The sequence below is a fragment of the Desulfitobacterium sp. PCE1 genome (assembly GCF_000384015.1).
GTDB lineage: Bacteria > Bacillota > Desulfitobacteriia > Desulfitobacteriales > Desulfitobacteriaceae > Desulfitobacterium > Desulfitobacterium dehalogenans.
Window position 1 is genome coordinate 1,604,447 of sequence record NZ_KB913023.1, and the last position, 24,029, is coordinate 1,628,475.

A 24,029-nucleotide genomic window follows, 5' to 3' on the forward strand; every position below is an offset into this window, starting at 1 on the left:
GTTTATGATGGCCATCGCTGCACCTCCTTTCTGGTCAATGCTTCCGAGAGTTACTCGTCTATCAGATCGAAATTCTTCCTGAGAATCGTCTGAATCACCAGGCGTTCGCTCAGGCCGAATAAAGCTGCCGCCACATCATAAATATCTTGGTCCGTAGCGTCGGCTTTGACATTGTTCAGGCTTTTTTGCCTGATGATCGGAGCACCGGAGGGGGTTTCGCCAACCTGATATCTTATCACTACCGTCGAACTCAATGGATAAGCTACTACACCCATGTGCGTCACCCTCCTTTCTGCAGTATTGACCGGCCGGGAGAACCCGTCCTGTCCATTTATCTTATGGGCTTGTTCATCCGGAGGTGACAGAGGCAAGGACGGCTTTGTTAAGGAAGGGTTATTCTTAAAAATATCATTTGGTTCGTCACACTTAAGACCTTGACCGCATAGTCTATGAATAGATTAACCAAAAAGGACGCGGTAATCATGATCATGAACTATGTCTTTCCGGCCATCGTCGAGTACAATGCCCTATCGGGCAGGTATATCGTCATTTTCCCGGATCTGCCGGACCTTATCTGCCAGGGGGAAACACCGGAAGACGCTTTTCACCAGGCGGAGCTTTCTTTGGAGATTTATCTGTATCGTATGGAAAAGGACAAGAAACAGGTCCCGGAAGCCTCCGATCCTGCAAACTGGCAAAAGCGGGAGGACGCCGTGGTCATTGTGCTGGAAGCTGATATGTTGGAGGTCCGGCGGGCCCTTGATAAGAAATCGGTTTCCAAATGTATCATGATTCCTAAATGGTTAAAGGATCTGGGGGAAGAAAATGGTGTGGATTTCGTCCGAATCCTGAAGGAAGGGTTAATGGATGAGCTGGGAATTCCCGATTAAAGGCAGGGAACCTTGATGGAGGATTTGAGCATAGAACGCACGCCGCTTTTAATTGCGGCTGAAATAAATACGATTAAACATCAGGTGAGCAAAGTTCTTCTCTTCAGTGCCATCGAGATCGGCTGCCGCCTGGCGGAGGCCAAAAGTCTGATCCCCTATGGGGAATGGGGCAAGTGGCTGGAAGAATCAGTAAGTTATTCTCAGAGAACAGCAAACAACCTGATCCGCCTGTTTGAGGAGTATGGATCCAACCAGCCTGCTTTACAAGATTCGCAAGCGCTTGCCAAACTGAACTACACCCAGGGAATCATTCTTCTGGGCGTCCCGGAGGAGGAACGGGCTCAGTTTATTGCAGAGCTGGATCTGGAAAGCATGTCAACAAGGGAACTGCAAAAGGCGGTTCAAGAGCGGAACCGGGCTGCGGAAGAACGGGACCGGGCCCTGCAAGAAAAGACAGAACTTCAGCAAGCCCTGGCGGACCAGGACGGCCAGATAACTCGGCTGAGCGACGAACGGGACAACCTAATAACAAAAGTGGAAGAGTTGAATCAAGCCAAAGCAAAGAGCGAGGCCAGGGCCGAGAAGCTAAGCCTGGATCTGAAAAACCTTAAGCATGATACTTCCGCCCAGGCCATCGACCGGATGAGCAACAGGCTTGATCAGGCTTACCACAAGAGCAAGGCCAATAAAGTTGCCTTTTTATACGAGAGCCTGGACCGGAACTTCAGGGAACTTTTGTGGGAGTTGAAGGAATTTGCCAAGCAGGAGCCGGACACTTATAAAGTCTACAAAGATAAGATCGTAAATTTCTTGGCGGAGGGCTTAAAAGCGAAAATGTAAGATAGATGAAACCCCTTTATCCGAATGGTAAATATACGGATAAAGGGGTATTTTATTTCAGCTCCGCCCTGTACCATTTCCAAGCTGGTGACCTTGATGATCTCCCCGTGAACTGTACATTGGTCTATAGCATGCATTTCTGTTGTTAGAATATCGATACGGTCGGGCCACGGGCAGGAAACCATGCGGCCCGGAGCCCTTTGCGGATCAGCCTGCCATTGTTGCAGCAGCTCGGGTGTTACATAGTCGCTGTAATATTCGGCAATGCCGGCAGCCGCACTATCTGGAGGGGGAGAGGAGCAACACAGCTTTTTTTATCTTCGGCCATCTGAATTTTGGAACATGCTTCACCATTGTTTCAAATATGAGTCCCCATTGCCGTTCCGATAAAGTCGCAACTGTAACCTCATTCTTTATGCGAAGACTAGTTTTTAAATGCTTAATTTGAGGTGGTGTAAATACACCTCTCAATGCTAAATCGATAGATAATTGGGGATTTTTAAGCACATAATCGACTAATCCCCAAAAGATTAAATAATCGCTATAAGGTACAATCGGTTTAGCTTTTCTGTTTATGGTAATCATTGCGGAATCAACCCTTGGTGGTGGAGAGAAATTCTTACTTGAAATCGCTTTAACATACTGAATATCAAACCACATTTTCCAAGCGATTATATATGGATCTTTCACAAAATTTGACGTGAATCTTTTGGCTGCACCTTTTTCCATTACGATAACTCCTCTTTGAAAACCGTTTGATGGGTTATTAAGAAGCATTTTCATAATCGGCGTTGTAATGGCATATGGAATATTTGAAACAACTACAAAATCCTCTCGAGGTAACGAGATTTTTAATATATCCTGCTCGATTATCACTGTATTTTTTAATTCAAGCTGTTTTAATTTCTTTATAAACTTTTGATCGTATTCAACAGCGAGAACCTTTCTTGCTCGATTACTTAAGACCAATGTCAATCCCCCTTTTCCGGCACCTAAGTCTAAAACTATATCATGAGTGCTGATTTTTGCTTGATCTACAATCTCATTAATCAGCTTCTTATTATGAATCAAATGTTGCCCGCTAAAATTGGGGGAATTCCTAGTAGTAAATTTTCTATTTTGATTCTTTTTCCTTCTTCTTGTCATTCAAACAACCCTTTCTTACTTTAAGGCTCTGAACGCAAAAAAAGCCACAGACGTAGGCGTCTGTGGCTTCCAGTAAACAGGATCAATTTTGTGGTAAGACAAAATGAATTGTGGCGTATTAAAAAACTGAATAGCACCAAATAGACTTTCAATAGCTTAAAAGCTAAAGAAAGTGCTCATAACAATATAAAAGGAAAGATTGAATAATCAGTCTTTCCTCTCATTAACAAAAATATTTTAATGAAGATTGTTAAAAATGGGCGGACTTATCCCGTTTACTCTGTAAGCGAAAACAGAGCCTTCGAACTTATTAAATTACCAGTTCAAAGCACGGAAAGTAATAATAACACCCATAGTTTTTAACAACCCTCCTTAGTTTAATTACGTTAAATGCCGTGTACATTATAATTTTAACTATAGATAAAGTCAATGAAAACATTACTTGCTGATTCCGAATACCCAAAAGAAATAACCGCCCCTAGCGGATGGCGGTTATTTCAGATCTAATCTGCTGTTGTCTTAAGCCAGATCGAAGCGATCGGCGTTCATTACTTTATTCCAGGCCGATACGAAGTCCTGGAGGAATTTATCCTGAGAGTCGCCGCAGGCATAGACTTCAGCCAGGGCCCGGAGTTGGGAGTTGGAGCCGAAGACCAGATCCACCCGGGTGCCGGTCCATTTCAGTTTTCCTGTGGCCCGGTCCCGGCCCTCGTACAGGGCTCTTTCTTCCGATACGGCTTTCCATTCAGTGCTCATGTCGAGGAGATTGACGAAAAAGTCATTGGTGAGGGCTTCCGGACGTTGGGTGAAGACACCGTGCCGAGACTGTCCGTAATTGATATTTAAAACCCGCAGACCGCCGATGAGAACGGTCATTTCCGGAGCGGTCAGGGTCAGCAGTTGGGCCCGGTCAACCAGCAATTCATCTGCCGATGCGGAAGATTTACCTTTCAGATAGTTGCGGAAACCATCGGCTTTAGGCTCCATGACGGCGAAGGAATACACTTCGGTCTGCTCCTGGGAGGCGTCGGTGCGGCCTGGCTTGAAGGGAACAACCAGAGTGCGGCCGGCATTCCTGGCGGCCTGCTCAATGCCGGCGGCACCGCCCAGAACGATTAAGTCAGCCAGGGAAACCTTCTTTTGACCGGATGGGGAGCTATTGAACTCAGCTTGGATTATTTTCAGAGTTGCCAGTACCGTGGCCAGCTGAGCGGGTTGATTGACTTCCCAATCTTTCTGAGGTGCCAGGCGGATCCGTGCTCCATTGGCGCCGCCCCGTTTATCCGAACCCCGGAAGGTGGAAGCGGATGCCCAGGCAGTGGAGACCAGCTCGGAGACGGAAAGGCCGGAGGCCAGGATCTTAGCTTTGAGAGTGGCGATATCCTGTTCATCGATTAATTTATGATCCACCGGGGGTACCGGGTCCTGCCAAATCAGTTCTTCCTCAGGAACTTCCGGACCGAGATAACGGGAGCGGGGTCCCATGTCGCGATGGGTCAGCTTGAACCAGGCCCGGGCGAAAGCGTCGGCGAATTCCGCAGGGTTATCCCGGTATCTCTTGGCAATCGGTCCATAAATCGGGTCCATTCGCAGGGAGAGATCCGCCGTGGTCATCATGGGTGCATGCCGTTTGGAAGGATCATGGGCATCCTGCACGGTATCTGCCGCAGCTGGGTCAGTCGGAACCCACTGCCACGCTCCGGCGGGACTTTTCACCAGATCCCAGTCGTATTTGAACAAGGTGTTTAAATAGCCCATATCCCATGTGGTGGGGTTGGGTTTCCAGGCACCTTCGATACCGCTGCCGATGGTATCGCCCCCTTTGCCGCTGCGGAAGGTGCTCTTCCAGCCTAAACCCTGTTCTTCAAGGTCGGCGCCCTCAGGTTCAGGACCAACATGGGATGCGGGACCGGCACCATGGCATTTGCCGAAGGTGTGCCCGCCGGCAACCAGTGCCACAGTCTCTTCATCATTCATGGCCATGCGTTTAAAGGTATCCCGCACATCCCGGCCGGAAGCAAGGACGCTGGGTTGTCCATTGGGACCTTCCGGATTGACGTAAATGAGGCCCATTTGCACTGCGGCGAGAGGATTCTCAAGATCCCGGTCCCCGGAATAGCGTTGGTCGCCCAGCCATTCTCCTTCAGAACCCCAATAAATATCTTCCTGGGGTTCCCAAACGTCCTCGCGGCCGCCTGCGAAGCCGAAGGTTTTGAATCCCATGGATTCCAGAGCACAATTCCCGGCCAGGATCATCAGGTCAGCCCAGGAGATTTTTTTCCCATATTTCTGTTTAATAGGCCAGAGCAGACGGCGGGCCTTATCCAGGTTCACATTGTCCGGCCAGCTGTTGAGGGGAGCAAAGCGCTGGGTTCCGTTCCCTGCGCCCCCTCGTCCGTCGTTCAGGCGGTATGTACCGGCACTATGCCAGGCCATTCGTATAAAGAGGGGACCATAGTGACCGTAATCGGCAGGCCACCAATCCTGAGAGTCGGTCATCAAGGCATAAAGGTCTTTCTTTACGGCTGTCAGGTCAAGCTTCTTAAATTCTTCAGCATAATTGAATTCAGGATCCATGGGATTGCCCAGAACGGAGTTTTGATGAAGAACGCTGAGGTTCAGCTGATTGGGCCACCAGTCTTTGTTTTTAGTGCCACCGCCTGCATTGGTGTTTTGTGTGTGGCCGGTCACCGGGCATCTCTTTTCATCCATTAAATTACCTCCTTCTATAAATAATCTTGAGAAAAACTGCATTATCTCACCACTTGGGAGATAAATGCAAATTATAATCATTATAATCTATATTATATATTAATATTTGGGGATTACAAGATGGTAAAGATAAATTTAAAACTTATAAAATAAATCATCAGATGAACTGATGATTTATGTGTAATTAATTATATTTCTTCTCCATCCCATTACTATTCTCCTGTTCATTTCATACTAAAGTTTAGGATTTTTGCTTGGCAGGCAGAGAAGAAAGGGTGATGTAGTCTACGATCTGCGTCAAAATTTAAACGCAAGTGTAACCCCCATCAATGGGTAAAATGGCTCCGGTTACATAGGATGATTCATCAGCCGCTAAGAAGCAAGCGGCTGAATTCAATTCACCGGAATTACCGTAACGTTTAAGGGGTACGGTACGCTCCATATAAGCCTTGAATTCTTCCGTCTTCAGAGTATCGGCGGTCAATTCCGTTTCAAAATAACCTGGGCAGATACAATTTACGGTAACGCCACGGTCAGCCCATTCTGCTGCCAAGGCGCGGGTGAGGTTGACGACCCCACCTTTAGCTGCATGATAGGCGGAAGCGGGTGTAGCTGAGTTTCCTACCATTCCGTACATGGAGGAAATATTGATAATGCGCCCATAACCGGCTTCCAGCATGACTTTACCAAATTCACGGGCGGTACGAAAGACACCGGTCAGGTCGACGGATAGATTGTGTTCCCATACTTCATCGTCCATTTTTTCGGCGGGCATAACGGAGCCGATTCCGGCGTTGTTAATGAGTATATCCACTTTGCCGAACCGGTTTAGAGCAGCTTGAACGGCAGCTTGGACAGAAGCCAGTTGAGTCACATCACAAGGAATTGGATAAGCTTTAACACCATATTGACCTTCTATATCTTCTGCGACTTTACGCAATCTGTCTTCACGGCGGGCCAGCAGCACCACATCGGCACCTTGTTCAGCCAGCCCATGAGCCATTTGCATACCTAATCCACTGGACGCTCCGGTAATAACAGCCACACGGCCTTGCAAATTAAACATGTTCTTATCCTCCTATAGTTAACAGTAATTCATTGTATTTGTAAACTTAGTATGCACTGCAAGGACAAAAGTAATGATAGAAGAAGGATTAATAATTAGATTATCCATGTTTATTGTTTGCTGCAACGCACATGCTGGCAATAGGAGTGGAAAAGGCAAAGCCACTGCACATAAAGGATTTCGCCGGTTACAAAATCACTAATATCTGCTTCCCGAAAAACCCGGGATAACTGTTTTTGGGTAAATATACGCCTGAGTCCGGCCCGATTGCCTTGTAAAGCGCGTGTAATAAAGTGCTCATAATTGCGCCATTGAGCGGGGGATATATCCGGCTGTGTCTTTTTCTTTAAGTGAAGCAGTACCACATCCACACCAGGCTTGGGATGGAAATCCTCCCGAAGAAAATGGTAGACGATCTTCAGATCGAACACCGGCTTTATCATGAGCGATCTCAGGGTTTCATGGGGTTTGCCCATAAAGCGCCTGGCTGCACCTTTTTCCATGGTCAGCCACGCTTCTGCCGGCGGATTTCGGCTTTCTGTCAGCTTACGAAGAATAGCGGTGGTATGACAGAAAGGAATATTGGCAAAGACTTTATAGTCTCCAGAAGCGGGGAGCCGCCATTTCAGGAAGTCTTGATGATATAGGTGCAGATTTGCAGAATCGTTAAATTTTTGGTGAAGCCTATCATATAATTTTTCATCGATCTCAATAGCGGTTACTTTCCGGCAGCTTTCAACAAGCAAGCCGGTTATATGGCCTTTTCCCGGACCGATTTCAATGACATGATCATGGGCGCCGATTGTGGTTCGAGAGAGCAGGCTTTTAATGGTTTTATATCTGGTCAAGTAGTTTTGGGATACCCAAAGGGGCAAGGTTTGCCCTTGGCTTCTATTTTTGGACATAAAAAATACACCTCTTTTTGTTCTATTCGAGTCGAAAAAAAGGTGCACGAAAACAGAGGAAGAGTGTTTATACTTTCCTTATTGTTTCGCACACCTTATTAACGAATCCGAATAAACCAAATACCAAACATAGGTGTATTGAAGCCTCCCCTTAAAATTATATGATTATTATACAAAAAACAACGGTATTGTCAATGCAATCCTTGTTCATATCGGATTCTATGCAAAAATTGAATGATGCAATATCGGAAGACAGCTCCCCAAAAAATCAATTATAGTGGAGGTGGAATAGCCACCGTTTGTCCCAGTGGCTGAAATCAAATTTCCCTTCCTATATAAAAGCTACAAAAGTGAGTGAAGATGTCATGCCATGAAATGGGGAAGTGTGGCATAATAAACAGGTGGACCAGGAATCGAAAGATAGATTCACCTTATGTAACGCAAGTAACTTAAGGAGGTGTCCGGATGACGCTTAGTGAAGAAGAAAGATGGAAAGCTGTGCTTGATTGCGATCCGATCTATGATGGAAAGTTTTTTTACGGCGTAAAAACCACGGGGATTTTCTGCCGTCCCTCCTGTAAATCTAAAAACCCTAAGCGGGAGAATGTGGTTTTCTTTGACACCTCTGCCGAGGCGCGGGCCTGGGGACTGCGGCCCTGTAAACGCTGCCGGCCTGATTTGGCGGAATTCCAACCGCAAAAAGAGCTGGCTGAAAAAATCAAAGGGGTATACGACCTTTATTATTCCGATCACGGCCGGGTACGGGAAGAACTGAAAAAACTTGGCGTCAGCCGGAACCGTATGAGTCAGGTGTTTTATACACACTATGGGAAGATTCCGGGGGAGTATCTGAATACGTTGCGCATTGCCTCTGCTCAAAAGCTGTTGATCCATACCCAGGGCAGTACTTTGCAAATTGCCCTGCAAAGCGGTTTTGAGAGTCTTTCCACCTTTTACACTCAGTTTCGGCGGCTGACCGGGGTGTCGCCTAAAGAATATCGTTGTTCCGTTCTCCGGAGGGAGGAAAGTCGGTGAGCATTGGTGTAAGTGGCCGTGCGGGTGCTGTACTGAAAGCTGATTCTCCAGGATTTTGCTTTCGGCGTTCACTCCATAAGCTGCGCGGAGCAATCTAATCGCTCAAGACCTCCACTGCGTCGGGTTCCCGGCTAAATCGGCTCCTGCCTCATAGCCGGTTGGAAACGTCCTGTTTCCAACCCGACTCCGCTGCAGTCTTTTCGCGAAGATTGCTTACCTGCTCGCTTAGAATCCGTTCTCTGCCTTAAAGCAAAATCCTTGGGCTGTCTTTTGCCACCACCTGCGGCATGGCCGCCTACCCTGAAGAAAGCACAAAAAGAACTCAAAAGAAAAGCCGAAAAAGACCCGCAAGAGTAGCTTTACGCACAAAAGCGAACGGATTTCACTGTGTATAAGGCAGCTAAGGCTTCTGCTTCGCTTCACTCACCATAAGCCAAGCTTTCTTTAAGCGGAGGGGCGGTCAGGTCAAGGTCGCTTTCTTAACATAGGCGAGCCACTGGTTCACATCAGGTATTACCCTGTGGTTTGGCTCGACTGTTAAGAAAGCGAGTTGACCAGCCCTGGAGCTATGGAGAGAGCGTTGTGCGTAAAGCTACTCTCCCCAAGCAACTTTTTCACCTTCTAAAGGAGTGATTTAAGAAATGATTTATACATGCACCATCAGTACCCCTCTCGGCCCCGCCACAGCATCTGCTGAAGAAGAAGCCCTTACCGGGCTTTGGTTTATCGGACAAAAATATTATCCCGCTCAAACAGATGCCTGGGTCAATGAGCCGGAGCTTAGGATTTTTCAGACTCTGCAGACCTGGCTGGACAATTATTTTTCCGGCAGAGAAAGTGCTGCCGTCCCCTTTCCCGAGCTGGCCCCCAAAGGGACGGATTTTCAAAAAGCGGTTTGGGACATCCTTCTGGAGATTCCCCATGGCCGCCTTACCACCTATGGGGAAATTGGCAAAAAGCTGGCCTCCTCCAGGGGGTTATCCTCCATGTCCGCCCAGGCTGTAGGAGGTGCGGTGGGGCATAATCCTATCTCTATTCTTATACCCTGCCACAGGGTGGTGGGTGCCGGCGGAAGCCTAACCGGTTATGCGGGAGGTCTGGAAAAGAAGAAAGCTTTGCTCCGGCTTGAGGAGGCGGACCTTACATCCAGAAAGCTGTTTGAAGTCTGAAGAAATCAGAGGAGAAGCGGTGATGAAACAGAGGATTTTACTTTTAGAAGATGATATAAGCCTGATTGATGGTTTGCAATATGCTTTGAAAAGAAATGGATTTGAGATTGAAATAGCTCGTACAGTCCAGGAGGCCAAGGAATGTATAGCCGAGGAGCACTACGATGTGTTGCTCCTTGACGTTACCTTGCCGGACGGGACGGGTTTTTCGGTATGCGAAGAGGTGAGAAAGAAGGGGAATCAGGTTCCTATTATCTTCCTGACCGCTGCGGATGAAGAAGTCCATGTCATCCGAGGTTTAGACAGCGGGGGGGACGATTATATTACCAAGCCCTTTAAGCTGGGGGAATTATGTTCACGGATCCGGGCCCTTCTGCGCCGTGCCGGAGCTTCCCAGCCCTCTCCATCATCAACCCTTGCTTGTGGCGATCTTGCCATTGATCTGCTGGGGAGCCGCGTTCTCCTTAAAGGCAAACCGCTGGAATTAACCCATGCCGAATACCGGCTGCTATGTTTATTGGTGCGCAACGCCGGACGTGTGGTCACCCGTAACGTTATATTGAATGAATTGTGGGATGGTACTGGGGATTTTGTGGACGATAATACCCTTTCCGTCTATATCCGCCGTCTGCGGGAAAAGGTGGAGGACGACCCGTCCCATCCTGAACATTTAATAACGGTCCGAGGTTTCGGTTACCAATGGAGAGAGGTGTCGGAATGAGTTTTTGGCGAGAAAAACAATCCCGTCATTTCTGCTATGGTTTAATCCTTCTTTCCATTCTTTTGCTGGGCTGGAGCTGGCTTTTGTGCATGGGTCAGACCCAAGCTGCCAAGGAAATGCTCTTGTCCCACGATAGTGCCATGGTCGGTTCTCTTCTGAAGCAAGGTGTACCACCGGATGTGATCGCCTCCGCGGTGGGGAGCACCCAGGATGATGGAGAAGGGAAAAGCTTACTCAGACAGCTGGGCTATACAGAACAAACCGCTCCTCATTATCTGCCCGCCGTCTCCGGTTTTGCAGGAGCTACCTTTCAGTTTGTTCTTTCAGGTACATTCATCTTTATCCTCATTCTCCTTGCTTTCTGCTGGCTTTTTCTTATAAGAAGGGAACGGCTGTATCGCCAGGCTTTGCAAGTCATCGGCGGGTTTTCCGAAGGAGATTTTACAGCCCATTTGCCGCGTTCCGATGAGGGAACTTTGTCCCGGCTCTTTGCTGCCGTGGAGAGCCTTGCCTCGGCACTGCAGGCCAAGGGGGAAACTGAATACAAGGTCAAGGAGTTTTTAAAAAGCACCATCTCGGATATTTCTCATCAGCTGAAAACACCCCTGACCGCCCTTACGATGTACAACGAGATTATCTGGGAAGAGCCGGATAATCCCGCCATCATCACAGAGTTTTCCCGAAAAACCAAGGGGGCTCTCGACCGTATGGAGCAATTGATCCAGTCCCTTCTCAAAATCACCCGCCTTGATGCAGGAAGTATAGCCTTTGAAAAAGCACCCCGGCGGATCTCTGAGATCATAGCTCAAGCGGTTGAGGAATTAACCACACGTGCCGGGAGTGAAGACAAAAAGATCAGTGTAAGCGGACAACCGGAGGAAGAGCTTAGCTGTGACCTGCAGTGGACGAGGGAGGCTGTGGGAAATATTATTAAGAATGCCTTGGATCACACCGCTCCCGGCGGTCATATCCACATTTCCTGGGAACGCTCTCAGGCCATGGTGCGGATTGCTATTGCCGATGATGGAACGGGTATTGCTCCGGAGGATCTTCACCATATTTTCAAACGGTTTTACCGCAGCAAACAGGCCAAAGATACCCAGGGAGCCGGTCTCGGCCTGGCCTTGGCCAAAGCCATTATTGAGGGGCAGGGAGGAGTCCTGTCCGTTCAAAGCATGCAAAATGCGGGCACAACCTTTACGATATCCTTCCTTACGGAATTGTAAGGTGAGATTCACCTCAATGTAAGCTGTATCCCTTATCTTTTAAGGGAAGGAGGTAAGGAAGTTATGGACATTCTGAAGGTTGAAAAGCTTTGTAAAACCTATGGAACACGAGAAGCCCAGGTCCAGGCCTTAAAAGAGGTTTCTTTTACTATGGAAAAAGGGGAATTTGCGGCGGTGGTCGGTGAATCCGGCTCCGGCAAAAGCACTTTGCTGAACTGCATCGGCGGTTTGGATAACCCCACCTCCGGCAGAGTATTTCTGGAGGGCAGAAATCTCTTCAGTATGAAGGAAAGAGAGCGGACCGTTTTCCGACGTAGAAATATTGGCTTTGTCTTTCAGTCCTTTCAATTGATCCCGGAATTAACGGTGGAGCAGAATATTATTTTTCCCCTTCTACTGGACTATCAAAAACCTGATCCCGGTTCAGTCAAGGAGATTTTAGAGGTATTGGGGCTGACGGAACGCAGGAATCATCTTCCCAGCCAGCTTTCCGGCGGTCAGCAGCAACGGACGGCTATTGGCCGTGCTTTGATTACCAAGCCCATGCAGATCCTGGCCGACGAGCCCACGGGGAACCTGGACAGCAAGAACAGCCGAGATGTCATGGATTTGCTTCTGAAAGCCTCCCGGCACTATCAGCAGACTATTTTGATGATTACTCATAATATTAATCTGACTTCCTCGGTAGATCGCGTCCTGAAGGTAACGGACGGTGTGCTTGCCGATCTGGGAGGGATGAGGGGATGAAAAGCTATCTGGACCTCATCCCTATTTCCGCCAAGGTTCATAAAAAACAGAGCAGAATGACCCGGATTTGTATTGTTCTGGCCGTATTTCTGGTTACCGCTATTTTCGGTATGGCTGATATGGAAATACGCAGCCAACAATTGCAGGAGATCAAAAAAGGCGGCAACTGGCATGTGCTGTTCTCTGGTATTGATGAACACACTGCCGCCATGATCGCCGCCAGGCCGGAGGTTAAATTCTCGGGTTGGTATACCTATCTTGGTGAGAAAGAGGAGTATACCCTTTCCGGAAAATCCGTGGCTGCCGTTGGTTTAGATAAGAATACATTTGAGGAAATGCTCCCTACGCAGATCACGGAGGGAGTCTACCCAACCGGAGAAAATGAAGCTGCCCTGACTGTAAACGCGAAAAGTGGTATGGGGATCAACCTGGGGGATATGATCACACTGGAGCATTCCGGTTCTGAACCGGTACAGCTTACTGTGGTGGGTTTCGTTGAAGGGACTTCCCAATTGCTGAAGCAGGATACCCATGCCTTGCTCCTTACCACCGAGGGATTGCGTTCCTCCATTCCCCAGGAGGGCTACACAAGCCAATATATGGTTCAGCTCTCTCCCTACTGCACTATGCAAAAAGTGATTGCCGATATAACAAAGCAATACGGACTTGCCGATCAGCAAGTCCTGGAAAATGGAAATTTGCTGGCGGTGCTGGGCCAAAGCGATAACAATTATGTGCTTGGACTCTATGGTATCGCCGGGGTATTGTTCATTGTGGTCTTGCTGGCTGGGGTTCTCATGATTGCCGGCAGTCTGAACAGCAATGTCATGCAAAGGACGGAGTTTTTTGGGATGCTGCGCTGTTTGGGAGCGACCCAAAAGCAAATTATGAGGTTTGTCCGGAGGGAAGGGATGCAATGGTGCAAAACGGCTATCCCTTTGGGACTAGGCATGGGAATCATGGTCGTATGGGCGCTTTGCGGGGTTCTGAAAGTTCTAAGCCCCGGTTATTTTTCCGAGCTGCCGACCTTTGGCATCAGTTGGATCAGTATCCTGTCCGGTATAGCGGTAGGTATCGTTACGGTGCTCTTAGCCGCCCAATCCCCAGCCAAAAGAGCGGCCCGTGTTTCGCCCCTGGCCGCAGTTTCAGGGAATGCAAACGCTGTTCAGCCTATCTCCGGGGCGGCCAATACCACGCTTTTTAAAATCGAAACCGCCCTTGGTATCCATCATGCCACATCAAGCAAAAAGAATTTCCTATTGATGGTGGGCTCTTTCTCGCTCAGCATTATCCTTTTTCTTTCCTTTTCAGCCACCGTTGATTTTATGCATCATGCCGTCAGGCCATTAAAACCATGGACACCGGATCTTTCCATCGTGAGCACGGATAATACCCCCTCAGTATCCAATGGTCTTCTGGAAGAGCTGCGTGACCATAGGGCAGTTAAGCGGGCATATGGCCGGATGTTCGCCTATGATATCCCGGTCAAAGTGAAGGGGCAAGAGAGGACCATCAACCTGATTTCTTATGAAGATTATCAGTTCACATGGGCGCAGGACAGCCTGATCGAAGGTTCTCTGGATGAAGGGGCTCAGAAGAAAGATCAGGTATGGGTTGTTTACGATTCAGAAAGTCCGTTGGAGGTGGGGGACCAGCTCGCCCTTAGTTTCGGAGAGGTCCCAAAAGAGGTTAGGGTAGCGGGAGTGCTTTCCACCAGTCCTTTTTCCAGTGTGGAGGGTGTGGATTCGGTGATTTGCTCGGAAGGGACCTTCCGGGAATTGACTGGTGAAAGGAACTACACGATTATTGATATTCAGCTTTCCTCAGGGGCAACGGATGAAGATGTGGATGAGATTCGCTCTTTGGCCGGTCCCGATGTCCGGTTTTCCGATCAGCGGGCCGGCAACCGTGAAGGGAGGGGAGCTTTTTACTCCATGGCTTTATTCATCTATGGCTTTTTGGCGGTGATCCTGCTCATTACCGTCTTCAATATCGTGAACAGTGTGGCTATGAGTGTGGCGGCCCGTTTGAAACAGTATGGGGCCATGCGGGCTATCGGCATGAGTGACCATCAGCTTGTCAAAATGGTAAGAGCGGAGGCAGTTACCTATGCCGCCGCCGGAAGTAGTGTCGGCTGCATTTTGGGGGTGACTCTGCATAAACTGGTGTTCGAGAAAATGATTACCTCCCATTGGGGTGATCCCTGGCAGATCCCCCTTGGGGAACTTGGTCTGATCGTGGCCATTGTCATGATCACATCACTTCTTGCCGTCCATGGTCCGGCCAAGCAAATTCACACTATGTCGATTGTGGATACCATAAGTGCCAAGTAAATTGATACTCTTGTTGCCTATATCAAAGGAAGACTCAAAAAAGAAGATTAATGGAAAAAACCCGGTTCGACTAAAGTTGACCGGGTTTTTACCTTGGCGATAATGTCATGCCGATAAACCTCCTCTAGTAAAGACTGTCGGTTTATCTCCTATTTTTATCATGGTTGGCTTTCTGTTGGTATAGACGGTCACGTAATTAAATCCTGCTCTTCTGATCAGTTCCATACCTTCCGGGATGCCTTTGCCCACATCTTCAGCCCAATGGGCATCCGAACCCACCGTAATAATCTCTCCGCCCAGCTCCTTGTAGAGGCGGATAATATCCAAGCCCGGCAAGCATTCCTTAGAGGATTGTCTGAGCCCGGAAGTGTTCACTTCGATCCCTTTGCCTTTTTGAATGACGATCTTGAGAATCTCTGCCAACTGTTCCTGATAATCCATAAGGTTGGCGCGCAGCTGGTAATTGGCTGCATAGCGCTTGACCAGATCCAGGTGTCCAAGACAATCGTAATGGTCCCATTGGGCTAAGACCTTGAGTTCTATCAGGTAGTTTTCACAGTAAGCTGCCAGGTTTTCCGGGGTGTAGTGTACTTCTCCAAAATCCACATTGTTTTGCAGGCGATGGGCAGAGCCCAGAACATAATCATAAGGGTACTCTTCAATGAGCTTAAGTGAGTGCTTGGGAAAACGATGAGGCTGACCCAACTCCACTCCGCTTTTGATTTTTATTTTCCCCTCAAAGCGTTGGCGGGCTTCTGAGATCTCGGAAAAATACTTTTTCCCATTATACTGCAAATACTGTTCATTGCCTGAAGAGGGTTCGAAGTGATCGGTTATGGCGATTTCCTGCAAACCACGGGGGATTGCTTTTTTGCATAGGGCCGTAATCTCATCATGGGCATCGCTTGAGTTCAGGGAATGCATGTGATAATCCATTAAAAACATAGTGTCCTCCATTTAGATTTTGATTTGCCTCTTTTAATATAGCAGAGCATTGTTAACATGCCTTTATGGTTATGTTAAAAGTCGGTTAAAATTGGATGGATTCAAGGATTATGAATCTGATTTCAGATATAAGGCGGATTTGAGAGAATCGATTTCCTGCTGGAGCCAGGCGATAACCTCTGCTTTTTTTTTCATCACGGGGGCGATTTGCTGCCAGAGTATTTGGAAATACTCCTCTACGGCGTTGACCGTCATGGGCTCGTGAATGGAAAAACGCATGGGTGCAGTATTCGCTGGTCCCAAGATCTCGACGATGGCGGCATGCCTTTCTTTAACCAAGCAAGATACATTTTTCTCAAACCCGGGAATGATCGCGTTCTTCCTGACAAAGGCGACAGAGTAATGATCGTAGGTCTTCAGAAGGGAGATCATATGTTGCAGGAAGTCCACCACTTCTTCCATTTCCAGATCCACCGCAGAGAACCCGATGGAATCATAGAGGAAAAATTGCCGGTTTTTCACGAGATAACTTAAGCTATCAAGTGTATAGATATCTTTGTATTCGTAGATTTCAATGTTGGACTGGAAAGATTCCAGACACTTTTGGTGGAAAGCTATGGCTGAAACCATTTCTTGCTGGGAGGCCTTTCTTTTCTGCAAAAGCTTCTTATAGAGAGGAAGAGGAAGGGTAAAGGTACTGAAACCATCTTTATAAAGGAACCGATTGCCGATGGCTTCTTCGCACTCCATATACGAGCTGTAGAAACTCTCTTCTTTTTCTGCCGGATAGTTCATAAGCAAAGGGGTTGCGGAAGCCTGGGTAAGCCTAACCCAATACTCCTCATAGAAGGAGATGGCCAGAGGGTTTTTGAGATAGAGAGCGCAGCAGTTATTGACCTGAGTAAAAAAACAAGACAGGACCCCGGTTTCAGGAACGATAATATAGTCCTTGCCGAGATCCAAGGAGTCGTAGCTTTTGAGATAGTAGAGATAAAGTTGGTCTGTTCCAATTAGAGGTTTTAAAAAATTGAGCAAATCCATCATCCGCTGTACGTCATGAGTGATTCGCAGCAGATAGTGGACTTCACAGCCCTGAGTCATTAAGTCCAACAGCATGGTTTGGAAGTGTCGGAGATCTTCTTCGCTGGACATATAAAAAAATACATCATTGAAATAAGTGATGTATATTACTTTTTTTCTTTTATGGGTTTGCAGTGCCAAGCCTAAAAGATGCCTGAAGGCTGAAGCAACATTATGGGTTCCGGCAATGATCTTGTCCTCATGGGACATACTGACCACTTCATTAAAAAAAGGCGGATTCGCCATTGTTTTTTTGTATTTAAGCAATTTTTTAGATTCCTTAGTGTGCTTTTTATGATTGCTGAGGGAAATCCCCTGGGCTTCAAAAAGCACTTTTTTAATCTTTTCTTCATTGCAGTCCGTTCCAGCATCAACACCAAAAACTCTTTCAAATAGCTCGTTAATGAGCTGGATTTGCAAAGAGTTCTTAATGTTGGCTGATAAAAACTGTGTGATTGCTTCTATGTAATTCGAGTTATACGATGGAATCCTTTTCCCATTTACCCATCGGTTAACAAGGGAGCCATCCACATTAAGAGCTTTTGAAAGTCTGTTGATACTCACTCCCAGTGCAGAAAGCAGGTATTTCAGACAATGGGCAAAATCAACGGATGTGTTCATGCATATACCTTCTTTATTTCCTTCTTTTTCATTATAAAGATTTATGGATATTTGTCTTAAAAAGATGTTCAGATGTCATAGCCATGGTTATGACATCTGAGTGAAAATCGTTTCATTCTTCCAGATAACATTATAATATGATTCTTATATGAAGATTAACGACATATTTTATCTGGAAACGACATTAAGCAAACTTTTCTTCCCGATGACTTTAATGATTAAGGTGATAAAGATGGAAGACAGAACCGTGATAAAAACTATAAATGCTGAAGGCATCATTGGTCAGCATGGATATAGAGTTTCCCGGCTTTGTGTAAGTATGGGAAGGCAATTAGGCTTAACGGAAAGGGCTATCACAGAACTCAGTATTGCGGGGCTTTTTCATGATCTTGGCAAGATAGCTGTCTGCAGAGCTATTCTTGAAAAACCCGGAAAGTTGACCACAGAAGAGTATACGGAGATAAAGCGTCACTCGGAAATAGGATACAGAATCCTCGGTTCGGTCAGAGGAATGGAAAACATGGCGGAATTTGTGCTTTATCACCACGAGCGTTGGGACGGCAAGGGCTATCCCCGGCAGCTCAAAGGCGGAGAGATTCCTTTATATTCCCGTGTGATCGGTCTGGCCGATGCTTATGATGCCATGACTAACAACCGGAGCTACCGCAAGGCCCTATCCAAGAAAGCGGCTATCCAGGAGTTATTAAGGAATTCAGGGACACAATTTGATCCGGAGCTGGTGGGGGAATTTATTAAGACACTGTAGGGCAGCTTGCAAGCCACGCTTATAAGACGCGAAACATAAACAAAAGGGGGTAACAAACAATGCAACGATTTCGCAATCTGAAAACGGCCTCAAAAATTAATAGTTTAATACTGCTCATGGCGGTATTTCTTGGACTTGTCGGCTTTGTAGGGATATATTCCGCCCATAATCTGGCCGCTTCGATGGAAAGTATGTACCAAAATAACCTGCTCCCTATCAAGTGGCTGAATGGGGCCCGGGGACAAACCAGGGCAGTGGAGGCTCTGACTCTTGAATTATTTATCACTCAGGATCAAAACAGGCAGCAAGAGATTCTCCAGGACATTCAAGAGCGGGTCGCGGAAGTAGATACCCTTCTCAGTGACTTTAGCAAGGAAGTTACGGATCCATACGAACAAGAACGGTTTCCGAAGCTGATGGATGAATTGCAGATCTACCGTGTCGAAAGAGATAAAGCCGTAGATATGGCAATAGCGGGGAAGCAGGATGAGGCTTTTAGATATTTTTCTGCCAATGCTGCAGACAATATCAATGTTGTGAATGTTGTTTTGAAGGAACTTGCCGATTATAATGCTCAGATTGCCGATGAGGCAGAGATAAAAAGCAAGTCGACGGCATCCATGACAACTAAGTTTATGGTGGGTTTGACTTTGGCTGCCATTGTTCTGGCTGTGGGTATTGGTCGGTTTATCGCCAGGATGATTTCTAATCCCCTGATTCAGTTGGAAGGTACCGTTATGGAAATCTCCCAGGGGAACCTAACCGTTGAAAAATTGGATATATCTTCTGAAGATGAGATTGGCCAACTGGCTGCGGAAGTTAATGCTATGACGGAAAATTTAAGAGTTTTAATTGAAAATATAACCCACACAGCGGAGCAAGTCGCAGCTTCGTCAGAGGAGTTGACAGCCAGTGCCGAGCAATCTGCCTCGGCTACGAATCAGATCGCCGCAACCATTACCGAGGTGGCGGCAGGAGCAACCAGGCAGGAAACCGCTGTTGATGATACAGCTTCAATTGTAGAACAGATGTCGGCAGGCATTCAGCAGATCGCAGCTAATGCCAATAGTGTTTCAAGGTCTGCCGATATGACAACCCATGCGGCCGGTCAAGGGGACAAGGCGGTGAACGCCGCCGTGAACCAGATGAAAAACATTGAAAAAACGGTAGCAGGCACGGCACAGGTCGTGACGCAGCTAGGGGAGCGATCGAAAGAAATCGGTCAGATTGTGGATGCTATTTCCGGAATTGCCGCCCAAACCAATCTGCTGGCACTGAATGCGGCAATCGAGGCGGCTCGTGCCGGTGATCAAGGCAGAGGGTTCGCCGTCGTTGCCGAGGAAGTACGCAAGCTGGCGGAGCAATCCCAAGAAGCGGCTAAGCAAATTGCCGATCTGATCGCGGAGATCCAGAAGGAGACCGATAGCGCGGTCAAGGCTATGAACGAAGGTACCCATGAAGTCAAGGTCGGATCGGAAGTGGTAAACTCTGCCGGAGAGGCCTTTAACGAGATCGTGGGCCTGATCGGTGAAGTTTCCACCCAAGTCAGGGAAATCTCAGCAGCCATTCAGCAGATGGCTTCCGGAAGTCAACAAATTGTGGATTCGGTACGGGATATTGACCGCATCAGCAAGGAAGCATCCAGTCAAACTCAGACCGTTTCGGCTGCTACCGAAGAACAGTCCGCATCTATGGAAGAAATAGCAGCATCCAGCGAGGAACTGGCTAAAATGGCGGAAGAGCTGCAGAGCTCGGTCAGGAAGTTCAGGATATAGAAAATTTGGGATATGACCTCAGGGATTTAAAATAGCATGAAACAGCGCCTTTATGTTTCGATTGAATCGTAAAGGCGCTGTTTTTTAATTTTTTTACTCCTTGTCTTTATGATTCATTTTAATTACTGGTATGATAATAGTACCAGACAACGGTAAATTTTTTTTAAAAAGTTTTGCGAAAAGTTGCTTTTGACTTCGTTGTATAGAGTGTAAGAGCTTTTACAAGGAAAAGGGGGAAACCATGAAGACCAATAACAATGTCATAGGGCGCTTGAAAAATAGAGAGGAAGATGCTCTGGAATTTATTATGGATGAATACTTCCCTTTAGTGAAGGGGATTGTCAGTCAAGTCCTGCTTCCTATAGGAAGTCGGGAGTTGGCGGAGGAATGCATCAGTGATGTTTTCCTTGCCGTTTGGCATCATGCGGAAAAATTTAAGGGGGAAGGGGAGGAGGATTTCCGCAAATGGCTCTGCGCCATCGCCAAATACAGGGCTATTGACTTTTATCGCCGGGAAAGAAAATGCGTTGAAATTCCTTCTTCCGATCGTAAGGGGATAGATTTGTTTCCGCCCCAAGAATCAGCAGAGGAGCAGGTGCTGTTTAAGGAGAACACAAAGGAAATGAAAAAGATGCTGAACTCCTTTTCTTCTACGGACCGCAACATATTTATTATGAAATTCTTTTGGGGTATGCCCTCTGAAGAGATATCCAGGAAATTAGGACTGACGAAATCTGCTGTCGATAATCGTATTTACAGGAGTAAAAAACAGCTGGTAAAAGGTGTTTTGAGCTTAGGAGAAGGGGGAAATTAACCGTGAAAGATCTCTATGAATTTTTTAATGAGATAGATATTGACTTGAATGAGTTTGAAGAGGCGGAGGTGGATGAGCTGGAAAAGTCGAGAGTCAAAAAAAGGGTAAGAGAAAGGATTGCCGAAACCGGTCATTCGGGCGGACTGAAGAAACGGAGAAAAAGCAAGGGAATGGTGGCTGTAGCTGCTGCCATGATTATGACGGTAGGACTCTCCGGTTTTGGTTTGGCTTTTCCCGCTTATGCCAAGGAAGTTCCTGTCATCGGCGATATTTTCCGATTTTTAGATGACGGACGTACGGGGGTGTATGATTTATATACTGAAAAGGCCTTGGACATCGATATGGTCAAAGCAGACAATGGCATCGAAGTGACGCTGAATCAAGGCGTTTATGACGGAAAAACCTTATCTTTCACCTATACCATAAAAACGGAAAAGGATTTTGGGGAAAGACCCTATTTGAATAGCGAAGTTGATGTTGATTTTGCCCAGGGCTCCACAGGCGGCGAGCAGTTAAAGAGAGTCAGTCCCGGCGTCTATGTGGGGCAAAGCAACTATACATTTTTCAGTGAGGAGGAAGCCCGGGATTCGATTTCTTTCCGCTGGAAGATTTCCGGGATGACAAACATGGAGGAGGGAGCAGAACCCAAAGAAAATAAAAAGACACCATGCAAGCTGAATTTCAGCGTATCCTTAAATACTTTGGACTATACCGTGGTCAAGATTGATGCCAATCAGGATCAGGTTCAGAATGTGGCTATCAGCTTAAACCGCCTCTCCATAACCCCCATCAATACCCTTCTCTACTACTCCGAGATAGTTCCTAACACTCTTTCCCATGCAGCCCAGATGGATTGGGAAATCAAGGATGATTTGGGCAATGTCTATGAGTATGAAGGGAATGGGGGGCATGGCAAAGTTGGTGATAAAATGACTGAAATGGAACATATTATCACCTTTAAACGCCTTGATCCCAAGGCGAAAACCCTGTTGATCACGCCGACCTTGAAACTGGTTCCTACCCAGGGTGGCGGTGTGGAATTTGATGAAAACGGCCATGAAACCCGGTTCAGCTACGAAGGGCTGCCGGAGGGGGTCACTGCCGGAGAGTGGACGATGAAGCCGATTAGCGTAGACCTTAGCGCTGTGAACTAAAGCCTTATACATTCTGCCTTGAAAAAGACCTCTTGAAAGTTAAGTCTCCAGGATTTTGCTTTCGGCGTTCACTCCATAAGCTGCGCGGAGCAATCTAATCGCTCAAGACCTCCGCTGCGTCGGGTGCACCTGCGCCGCTAAGTAGTTTCTGTGGCATGGCGGCTTGGGCGAAACCCTCGCCCGGGTTTCGTGGCTAAATCGGCTCCTCGAAAGCACTGCTTTCGCACTTGTTCTCATAGCCGGTTGGAAACGTCCTGTTTCCAACCCGACTCCGCTGCAGTCTTTTCGCGAAGATTGCTTACCTGCTCGCTTAGAATTCGTTCTCTGCCTTAAAGCAAAATCCTTGGGGTTGCCTTTCGGGCTTGAGCGGTGCAGATGTGGGATAAAGCTACCCGATCCGAGGAGTCTTTTTCATCATCTGATGATGTCGCAAGAGGCGTGGAGCCTACTCTGAGAAAGATCCGCGAGCTTAGCTTTGCACACAAGATAACGAGGAAGACCTGTTCCATCTAAGGACGGGTCTTCCTCGTTTTGTGGCATTTTCAGCGAAGTCAATCAGTCGGGAAGGACGATCTCCGCTTTTTCGCCGATTTTTAAGGGGGTTTCGGGGGCCAGGTTTACTTTGATCTTCATGCTTTCTTTATTCTTATTGGCAGAAGTCTGCATGTCCTTGGGGGTATATTGGGCCTTAACATCAATAAAGCTGACGGTTCCTGAGTATTCCTTCTCTCCGGAGTGGATGACCACGTTTTGTCCGTAGCTTATTTTGGGCAGATACTCCTTGGGCAGATAAGCCACCAGGTGTTTTTCTGTTTCCGAAGCGATATCGATGAGATCAAATCCGGGGGAGACCATATTTCCGGGCAGATAATTCCTGCTGATAACCGTTCCGTCCTGAAGAGCGGTAAGGGTGTATTTAGCTAAATTATCCTTGGTCTGGCGGATTTGTACTTCAGTTAAAGCTACATCGGCTTGAGCGGCGGCGATTTTTTCCTGGGGAGTTCCTTTTTGCAGCAAGGTCATTTGCTGGCGGGCATTATCCAATTGCAGGGCCGCCGTGGTAACGGCGGCTTCTGCCAGATCCACCTGGTATTTGAGCTTATCCAGTTCAGCCTGAGGGAGTGCGCCGGCTTTCTGGAGAACCTGAGCATCTTCATAATCTTTCCTGGTCCGGTCCTGAGCCAGCTGGGCATTGGCATTGGCTATTTCCGCCAGCTTCACGCTATTTGCAGACTGCTTCAAGGCCTCAGAGTCAGCTCCGGTCTTTAATTCGGCCAGGACCGCCTGTTTCCTGGCCAGGGTCTGCTCCAACTGTTCCAGAGCATACCGTTCATTGCGGTCATCCAGCACGGCCAGAACGTCACCGGCTTTAACGGTTTGGCCAAGCTCCACAGCCTGTTGGCTGATTTTCCCGGACACTTCGCTGTAATGGGCATAGATGCTTGTCTCCACGATTCCTTCCAAGACCAGGCCGGAGGTGGGAGAACAGCCAACTGCGGTTAAGATCATGGCCATAAGTCCGGTGAAAATAAGCCCTGAGTGTAGTGTTCGCATATTCATAACCTTATGTTCCTCCTCAGTTCGATTAGGTTTGTGCACATTATCTGCTCTGAAAAAGATATCAATGTAAGTTGATTCTCCAGGATTTTGCTTTCGGCGTTCACTCCATAAGCTGCGCGGAGCAATCTAATCGCTCAAGACCTCCGCTCCGTCGGGTTCCCGGCTAAATCGGCTCCTGCCTCATAGCCGGTTGGAAACGTCCTGTTTCCAACCCGACTCCGCTGTAGTCTTTTCGCGAAGATTGCTTACCAGCTCGCTTAGAATTCGTTCTCTGCCTTAAAGCAAAATCCTTGGGTGGTTTTTTGGGCTTGAGCGGCGCGGATCTAGGATAAGCTACCCGACCCAGACAATACTTTTCATCCCCAGCCGGTGCCGCCTGCGGCATAGACGGTTAACTTGAAAAAGACCTGGAAAAGAATCGAAAAAGACCGATAAGCGTAGCTTTACGCACAAAAGCGAACGGATTTAGCGGAGGGGCGGTCGGGTCAACGATGCTTTCTTAACATAGCGGAGCCACCGGTTTA

Annotated in this window: 20 protein-coding genes; 12 read left to right on the forward strand and 8 right to left on the reverse strand. The window is 47.5% G+C overall.

Annotated features, from left to right (window positions below; all coding sequences use genetic code 11):
- Positions 1-50 precede the first annotated feature (50 nt).
- A complete protein-coding gene (locus tag DESPCE1_RS0108020) occupies positions 51-275 on the reverse strand; it encodes a DUF1659 domain-containing protein (RefSeq protein ID WP_019850110.1) in 225 nt (74 codons plus the stop codon).
- 207 nt (positions 276-482) lie between these two features.
- On the opposite strand from DESPCE1_RS0108020, the gene DESPCE1_RS0108025 reads away from it, so the two are divergent.
- Together DESPCE1_RS0108025 and DESPCE1_RS0108030 are read left to right on the forward strand one after the other, a co-directional pair.
- Positions 483-890: a type II toxin-antitoxin system HicB family antitoxin gene (locus DESPCE1_RS0108025; protein ID WP_014793534.1), complete on the forward strand. Its 408-nt coding sequence runs from the start codon at positions 483-485 to the stop codon at positions 888-890.
- Positions 891-905: 15 nt separating this feature from the next.
- Positions 906-1,730 (forward strand): DUF3102 domain-containing protein, encoded by an 825-nt coding sequence (locus DESPCE1_RS0108030; protein ID WP_014793535.1) that lies wholly within the window; start codon positions 906-908, stop codon positions 1,728-1,730.
- Positions 1,731-2,009: 279 nt separating this feature from the next.
- Here the strand turns inward: DESPCE1_RS0108030 and erm (DESPCE1_RS0108035) are convergent, their stop codons facing one another.
- The 4 genes from erm (DESPCE1_RS0108035) to erm (DESPCE1_RS0108050) form a co-directional block, all read right to left on the reverse strand.
- Complete coding sequence (erm, locus tag DESPCE1_RS0108035) at positions 2,010-2,876, reverse strand: 23S ribosomal RNA methyltransferase Erm (RefSeq protein WP_019850112.1); 867 nt, start codon at positions 2,874-2,876, stop codon at positions 2,010-2,012.
- Positions 2,877-3,395: 519 nt separating this feature from the next.
- Positions 3,396-5,588 carry a catalase/peroxidase HPI gene (gene katG, locus DESPCE1_RS0108040; protein ID WP_019850113.1) on the reverse strand — a complete coding sequence of 731 codons (2,193 nt, stop codon included), beginning with the start codon at positions 5,586-5,588 and terminating at the stop codon, positions 3,396-3,398.
- A gap of 304 nt (positions 5,589-5,892) precedes the next feature.
- Positions 5,893-6,654 carry an SDR family NAD(P)-dependent oxidoreductase gene (locus DESPCE1_RS0108045; RefSeq protein WP_014793538.1) on the reverse strand — a complete coding sequence of 254 codons (762 nt, stop codon included), beginning with the start codon at positions 6,652-6,654 and terminating at the stop codon, positions 5,893-5,895.
- 110 nt (positions 6,655-6,764) lie between these two features.
- A complete protein-coding gene (gene erm, locus DESPCE1_RS0108050) occupies positions 6,765-7,559 on the reverse strand; it encodes a 23S ribosomal RNA methyltransferase Erm (protein ID WP_019850114.1) in 795 nt (264 codons plus the stop codon).
- 465 nt (positions 7,560-8,024) lie between these two features.
- Here erm (DESPCE1_RS0108050) and DESPCE1_RS0108055 point away from each other — a divergent pair, with 465 nt between their 5' ends.
- The 6 genes from DESPCE1_RS0108055 to DESPCE1_RS0108085 all read left to right on the forward strand — a co-directional run bounded on the left by DESPCE1_RS0108055 (position 8,025) and on the right by DESPCE1_RS0108085 (position 14,790).
- The gene (locus DESPCE1_RS0108055; protein WP_019850115.1) at positions 8,025-8,594 is read left to right on the forward strand and encodes a bifunctional transcriptional activator/DNA repair enzyme AdaA; all 570 of its coding nucleotides are present in this window, start codon (positions 8,025-8,027) and stop codon (positions 8,592-8,594) included.
- A 641-nt stretch (positions 8,595-9,235) separates the two neighbouring features.
- Positions 9,236-9,763, forward strand: coding sequence for a methylated-DNA--[protein]-cysteine S-methyltransferase (locus DESPCE1_RS0108065; RefSeq protein WP_019850117.1), 528 nt, complete (start codon positions 9,236-9,238; stop codon positions 9,761-9,763).
- 22 nt (positions 9,764-9,785) lie between these two features.
- Positions 9,786-10,484 carry a response regulator transcription factor gene (locus DESPCE1_RS0108070; protein WP_028305505.1) on the forward strand — a complete coding sequence of 233 codons (699 nt, stop codon included), beginning with the start codon at positions 9,786-9,788 and terminating at the stop codon, positions 10,482-10,484.
- Positions 10,481-11,710, forward strand: coding sequence for a sensor histidine kinase KdpD (locus DESPCE1_RS0108075; RefSeq protein WP_019850119.1), 1,230 nt, complete (start codon positions 10,481-10,483; stop codon positions 11,708-11,710). The genes DESPCE1_RS0108070 and DESPCE1_RS0108075 overlap by 4 nt, the downstream gene beginning before the upstream one ends.
- Positions 11,711-11,773: 63 nt before the next feature.
- Positions 11,774-12,457, forward strand: coding sequence for an ABC transporter ATP-binding protein (locus DESPCE1_RS0108080; RefSeq protein ID WP_019850120.1), 684 nt, complete (start codon positions 11,774-11,776; stop codon positions 12,455-12,457).
- Positions 12,454-14,790 carry an ABC transporter permease gene (locus DESPCE1_RS0108085; protein WP_019850121.1) on the forward strand — a complete coding sequence of 779 codons (2,337 nt, stop codon included), beginning with the start codon at positions 12,454-12,456 and terminating at the stop codon, positions 14,788-14,790. The genes DESPCE1_RS0108080 and DESPCE1_RS0108085 overlap by 4 nt, the downstream gene beginning before the upstream one ends.
- Before the next feature lie 105 nt (positions 14,791-14,895).
- Here DESPCE1_RS0108085 and DESPCE1_RS0108090 read toward each other — a convergent pair whose 3' ends face one another.
- Both DESPCE1_RS0108090 and DESPCE1_RS0108095 read right to left on the reverse strand, forming a co-directional pair.
- Positions 14,896-15,735 carry a histidinol-phosphatase HisJ family protein gene (locus DESPCE1_RS0108090; RefSeq protein WP_019850122.1) on the reverse strand — a complete coding sequence of 280 codons (840 nt, stop codon included), beginning with the start codon at positions 15,733-15,735 and terminating at the stop codon, positions 14,896-14,898.
- Positions 15,736-15,843: 108 nt separating this feature from the next.
- Positions 15,844-17,436 (reverse strand): helix-turn-helix transcriptional regulator, encoded by a 1,593-nt coding sequence (locus DESPCE1_RS0108095; protein ID WP_019850123.1) that lies wholly within the window; start codon positions 17,434-17,436, stop codon positions 15,844-15,846.
- A 232-nt stretch (positions 17,437-17,668) separates the two neighbouring features.
- Between DESPCE1_RS0108095 and DESPCE1_RS0108100 the strand changes: the two genes are divergently transcribed.
- The 4 genes from DESPCE1_RS0108100 (at position 17,669) to DESPCE1_RS0108115 (ending at position 21,945) form a co-directional block, all read left to right on the forward strand.
- On the forward strand, positions 17,669-18,202 hold the full coding sequence (locus DESPCE1_RS0108100; protein WP_014793548.1) for an HD-GYP domain-containing protein: 534 nt from the start codon (positions 17,669-17,671) through the stop codon (positions 18,200-18,202).
- Between the two features lie 59 nt (positions 18,203-18,261).
- Entirely contained in the window at positions 18,262-19,977 is a 1,716-nt protein-coding gene (locus DESPCE1_RS0108105; protein ID WP_019850124.1) for a methyl-accepting chemotaxis protein, read from the forward strand.
- Positions 19,978-20,218: 241 nt separating this feature from the next.
- Positions 20,219-20,791, forward strand: coding sequence for a sigma-70 family RNA polymerase sigma factor (locus tag DESPCE1_RS0108110; protein WP_019850125.1), 573 nt, complete (start codon positions 20,219-20,221; stop codon positions 20,789-20,791).
- 2 nt (positions 20,792-20,793) lie between these two features.
- On the forward strand, positions 20,794-21,945 hold the full coding sequence (locus tag DESPCE1_RS0108115; protein WP_014793551.1) for a DUF4179 domain-containing protein: 1,152 nt from the start codon (positions 20,794-20,796) through the stop codon (positions 21,943-21,945).
- A 555-nt stretch (positions 21,946-22,500) separates the two neighbouring features.
- Here DESPCE1_RS0108115 and DESPCE1_RS0108120 read toward each other — a convergent pair.
- Positions 22,501-23,505 carry an HlyD family secretion protein gene (locus DESPCE1_RS0108120; RefSeq protein ID WP_019850126.1) on the reverse strand — a complete coding sequence of 335 codons (1,005 nt, stop codon included), beginning with the start codon at positions 23,503-23,505 and terminating at the stop codon, positions 22,501-22,503.
- Positions 23,506-24,029 lie beyond the last annotated feature (524 nt).

What these genes read in the sequence shown, in the direction of transcription:
- DESPCE1_RS0108020 (WP_019850110.1), bottom strand. Translation starts at nt 275, where the DNA reads ATGGGTGTAGTAGCTTATCCATTGAGTTCGACGGTAGTGATAAGATAT.
- DESPCE1_RS0108025 (WP_014793534.1), top strand. Translation starts at nt 483, where the DNA reads ATGATCATGAACTATGTCTTTCCGGCCATCGTCGAGTACAATGCCCTA.
- DESPCE1_RS0108030 (WP_014793535.1), top strand. Translation starts at nt 906, where the DNA reads ATGGAGGATTTGAGCATAGAACGCACGCCGCTTTTAATTGCGGCTGAA.
- erm (WP_019850112.1), bottom strand. Translation starts at nt 2,876, where the DNA reads ATGACAAGAAGAAGGAAAAAGAATCAAAATAGAAAATTTACTACTAGG.
- katG (WP_019850113.1), bottom strand. Translation starts at nt 5,588, where the DNA reads ATGGATGAAAAGAGATGCCCGGTGACCGGCCACACACAAAACACCAAT.
- DESPCE1_RS0108045 (WP_014793538.1), bottom strand. Translation starts at nt 6,654, where the DNA reads ATGTTTAATTTGCAAGGCCGTGTGGCTGTTATTACCGGAGCGTCCAGT.
- erm (WP_019850114.1), bottom strand. Translation starts at nt 7,559, where the DNA reads ATGTCCAAAAATAGAAGCCAAGGGCAAACCTTGCCCCTTTGGGTATCC.
- DESPCE1_RS0108055 (WP_019850115.1), top strand. Translation starts at nt 8,025, where the DNA reads ATGACGCTTAGTGAAGAAGAAAGATGGAAAGCTGTGCTTGATTGCGAT.
- DESPCE1_RS0108065 (WP_019850117.1), top strand. Translation starts at nt 9,236, where the DNA reads ATGATTTATACATGCACCATCAGTACCCCTCTCGGCCCCGCCACAGCA.
- DESPCE1_RS0108070 (WP_028305505.1), top strand. Translation starts at nt 9,786, where the DNA reads ATGAAACAGAGGATTTTACTTTTAGAAGATGATATAAGCCTGATTGAT.
- DESPCE1_RS0108075 (WP_019850119.1), top strand. Translation starts at nt 10,481, where the DNA reads ATGAGTTTTTGGCGAGAAAAACAATCCCGTCATTTCTGCTATGGTTTA.
- DESPCE1_RS0108080 (WP_019850120.1), top strand. Translation starts at nt 11,774, where the DNA reads ATGGACATTCTGAAGGTTGAAAAGCTTTGTAAAACCTATGGAACACGA.
- DESPCE1_RS0108085 (WP_019850121.1), top strand. Translation starts at nt 12,454, where the DNA reads ATGAAAAGCTATCTGGACCTCATCCCTATTTCCGCCAAGGTTCATAAA.
- DESPCE1_RS0108090 (WP_019850122.1), bottom strand. Translation starts at nt 15,735, where the DNA reads ATGTTTTTAATGGATTATCACATGCATTCCCTGAACTCAAGCGATGCC.
- DESPCE1_RS0108095 (WP_019850123.1), bottom strand. Translation starts at nt 17,436, where the DNA reads ATGAACACATCCGTTGATTTTGCCCATTGTCTGAAATACCTGCTTTCT.
- DESPCE1_RS0108100 (WP_014793548.1), top strand. Translation starts at nt 17,669, where the DNA reads ATGGAAGACAGAACCGTGATAAAAACTATAAATGCTGAAGGCATCATT.
- DESPCE1_RS0108105 (WP_019850124.1), top strand. Translation starts at nt 18,262, where the DNA reads ATGCAACGATTTCGCAATCTGAAAACGGCCTCAAAAATTAATAGTTTA.
- DESPCE1_RS0108110 (WP_019850125.1), top strand. Translation starts at nt 20,219, where the DNA reads ATGAAGACCAATAACAATGTCATAGGGCGCTTGAAAAATAGAGAGGAA.
- DESPCE1_RS0108120 (WP_019850126.1), bottom strand. Translation starts at nt 23,505, where the DNA reads ATGAATATGCGAACACTACACTCAGGGCTTATTTTCACCGGACTTATG.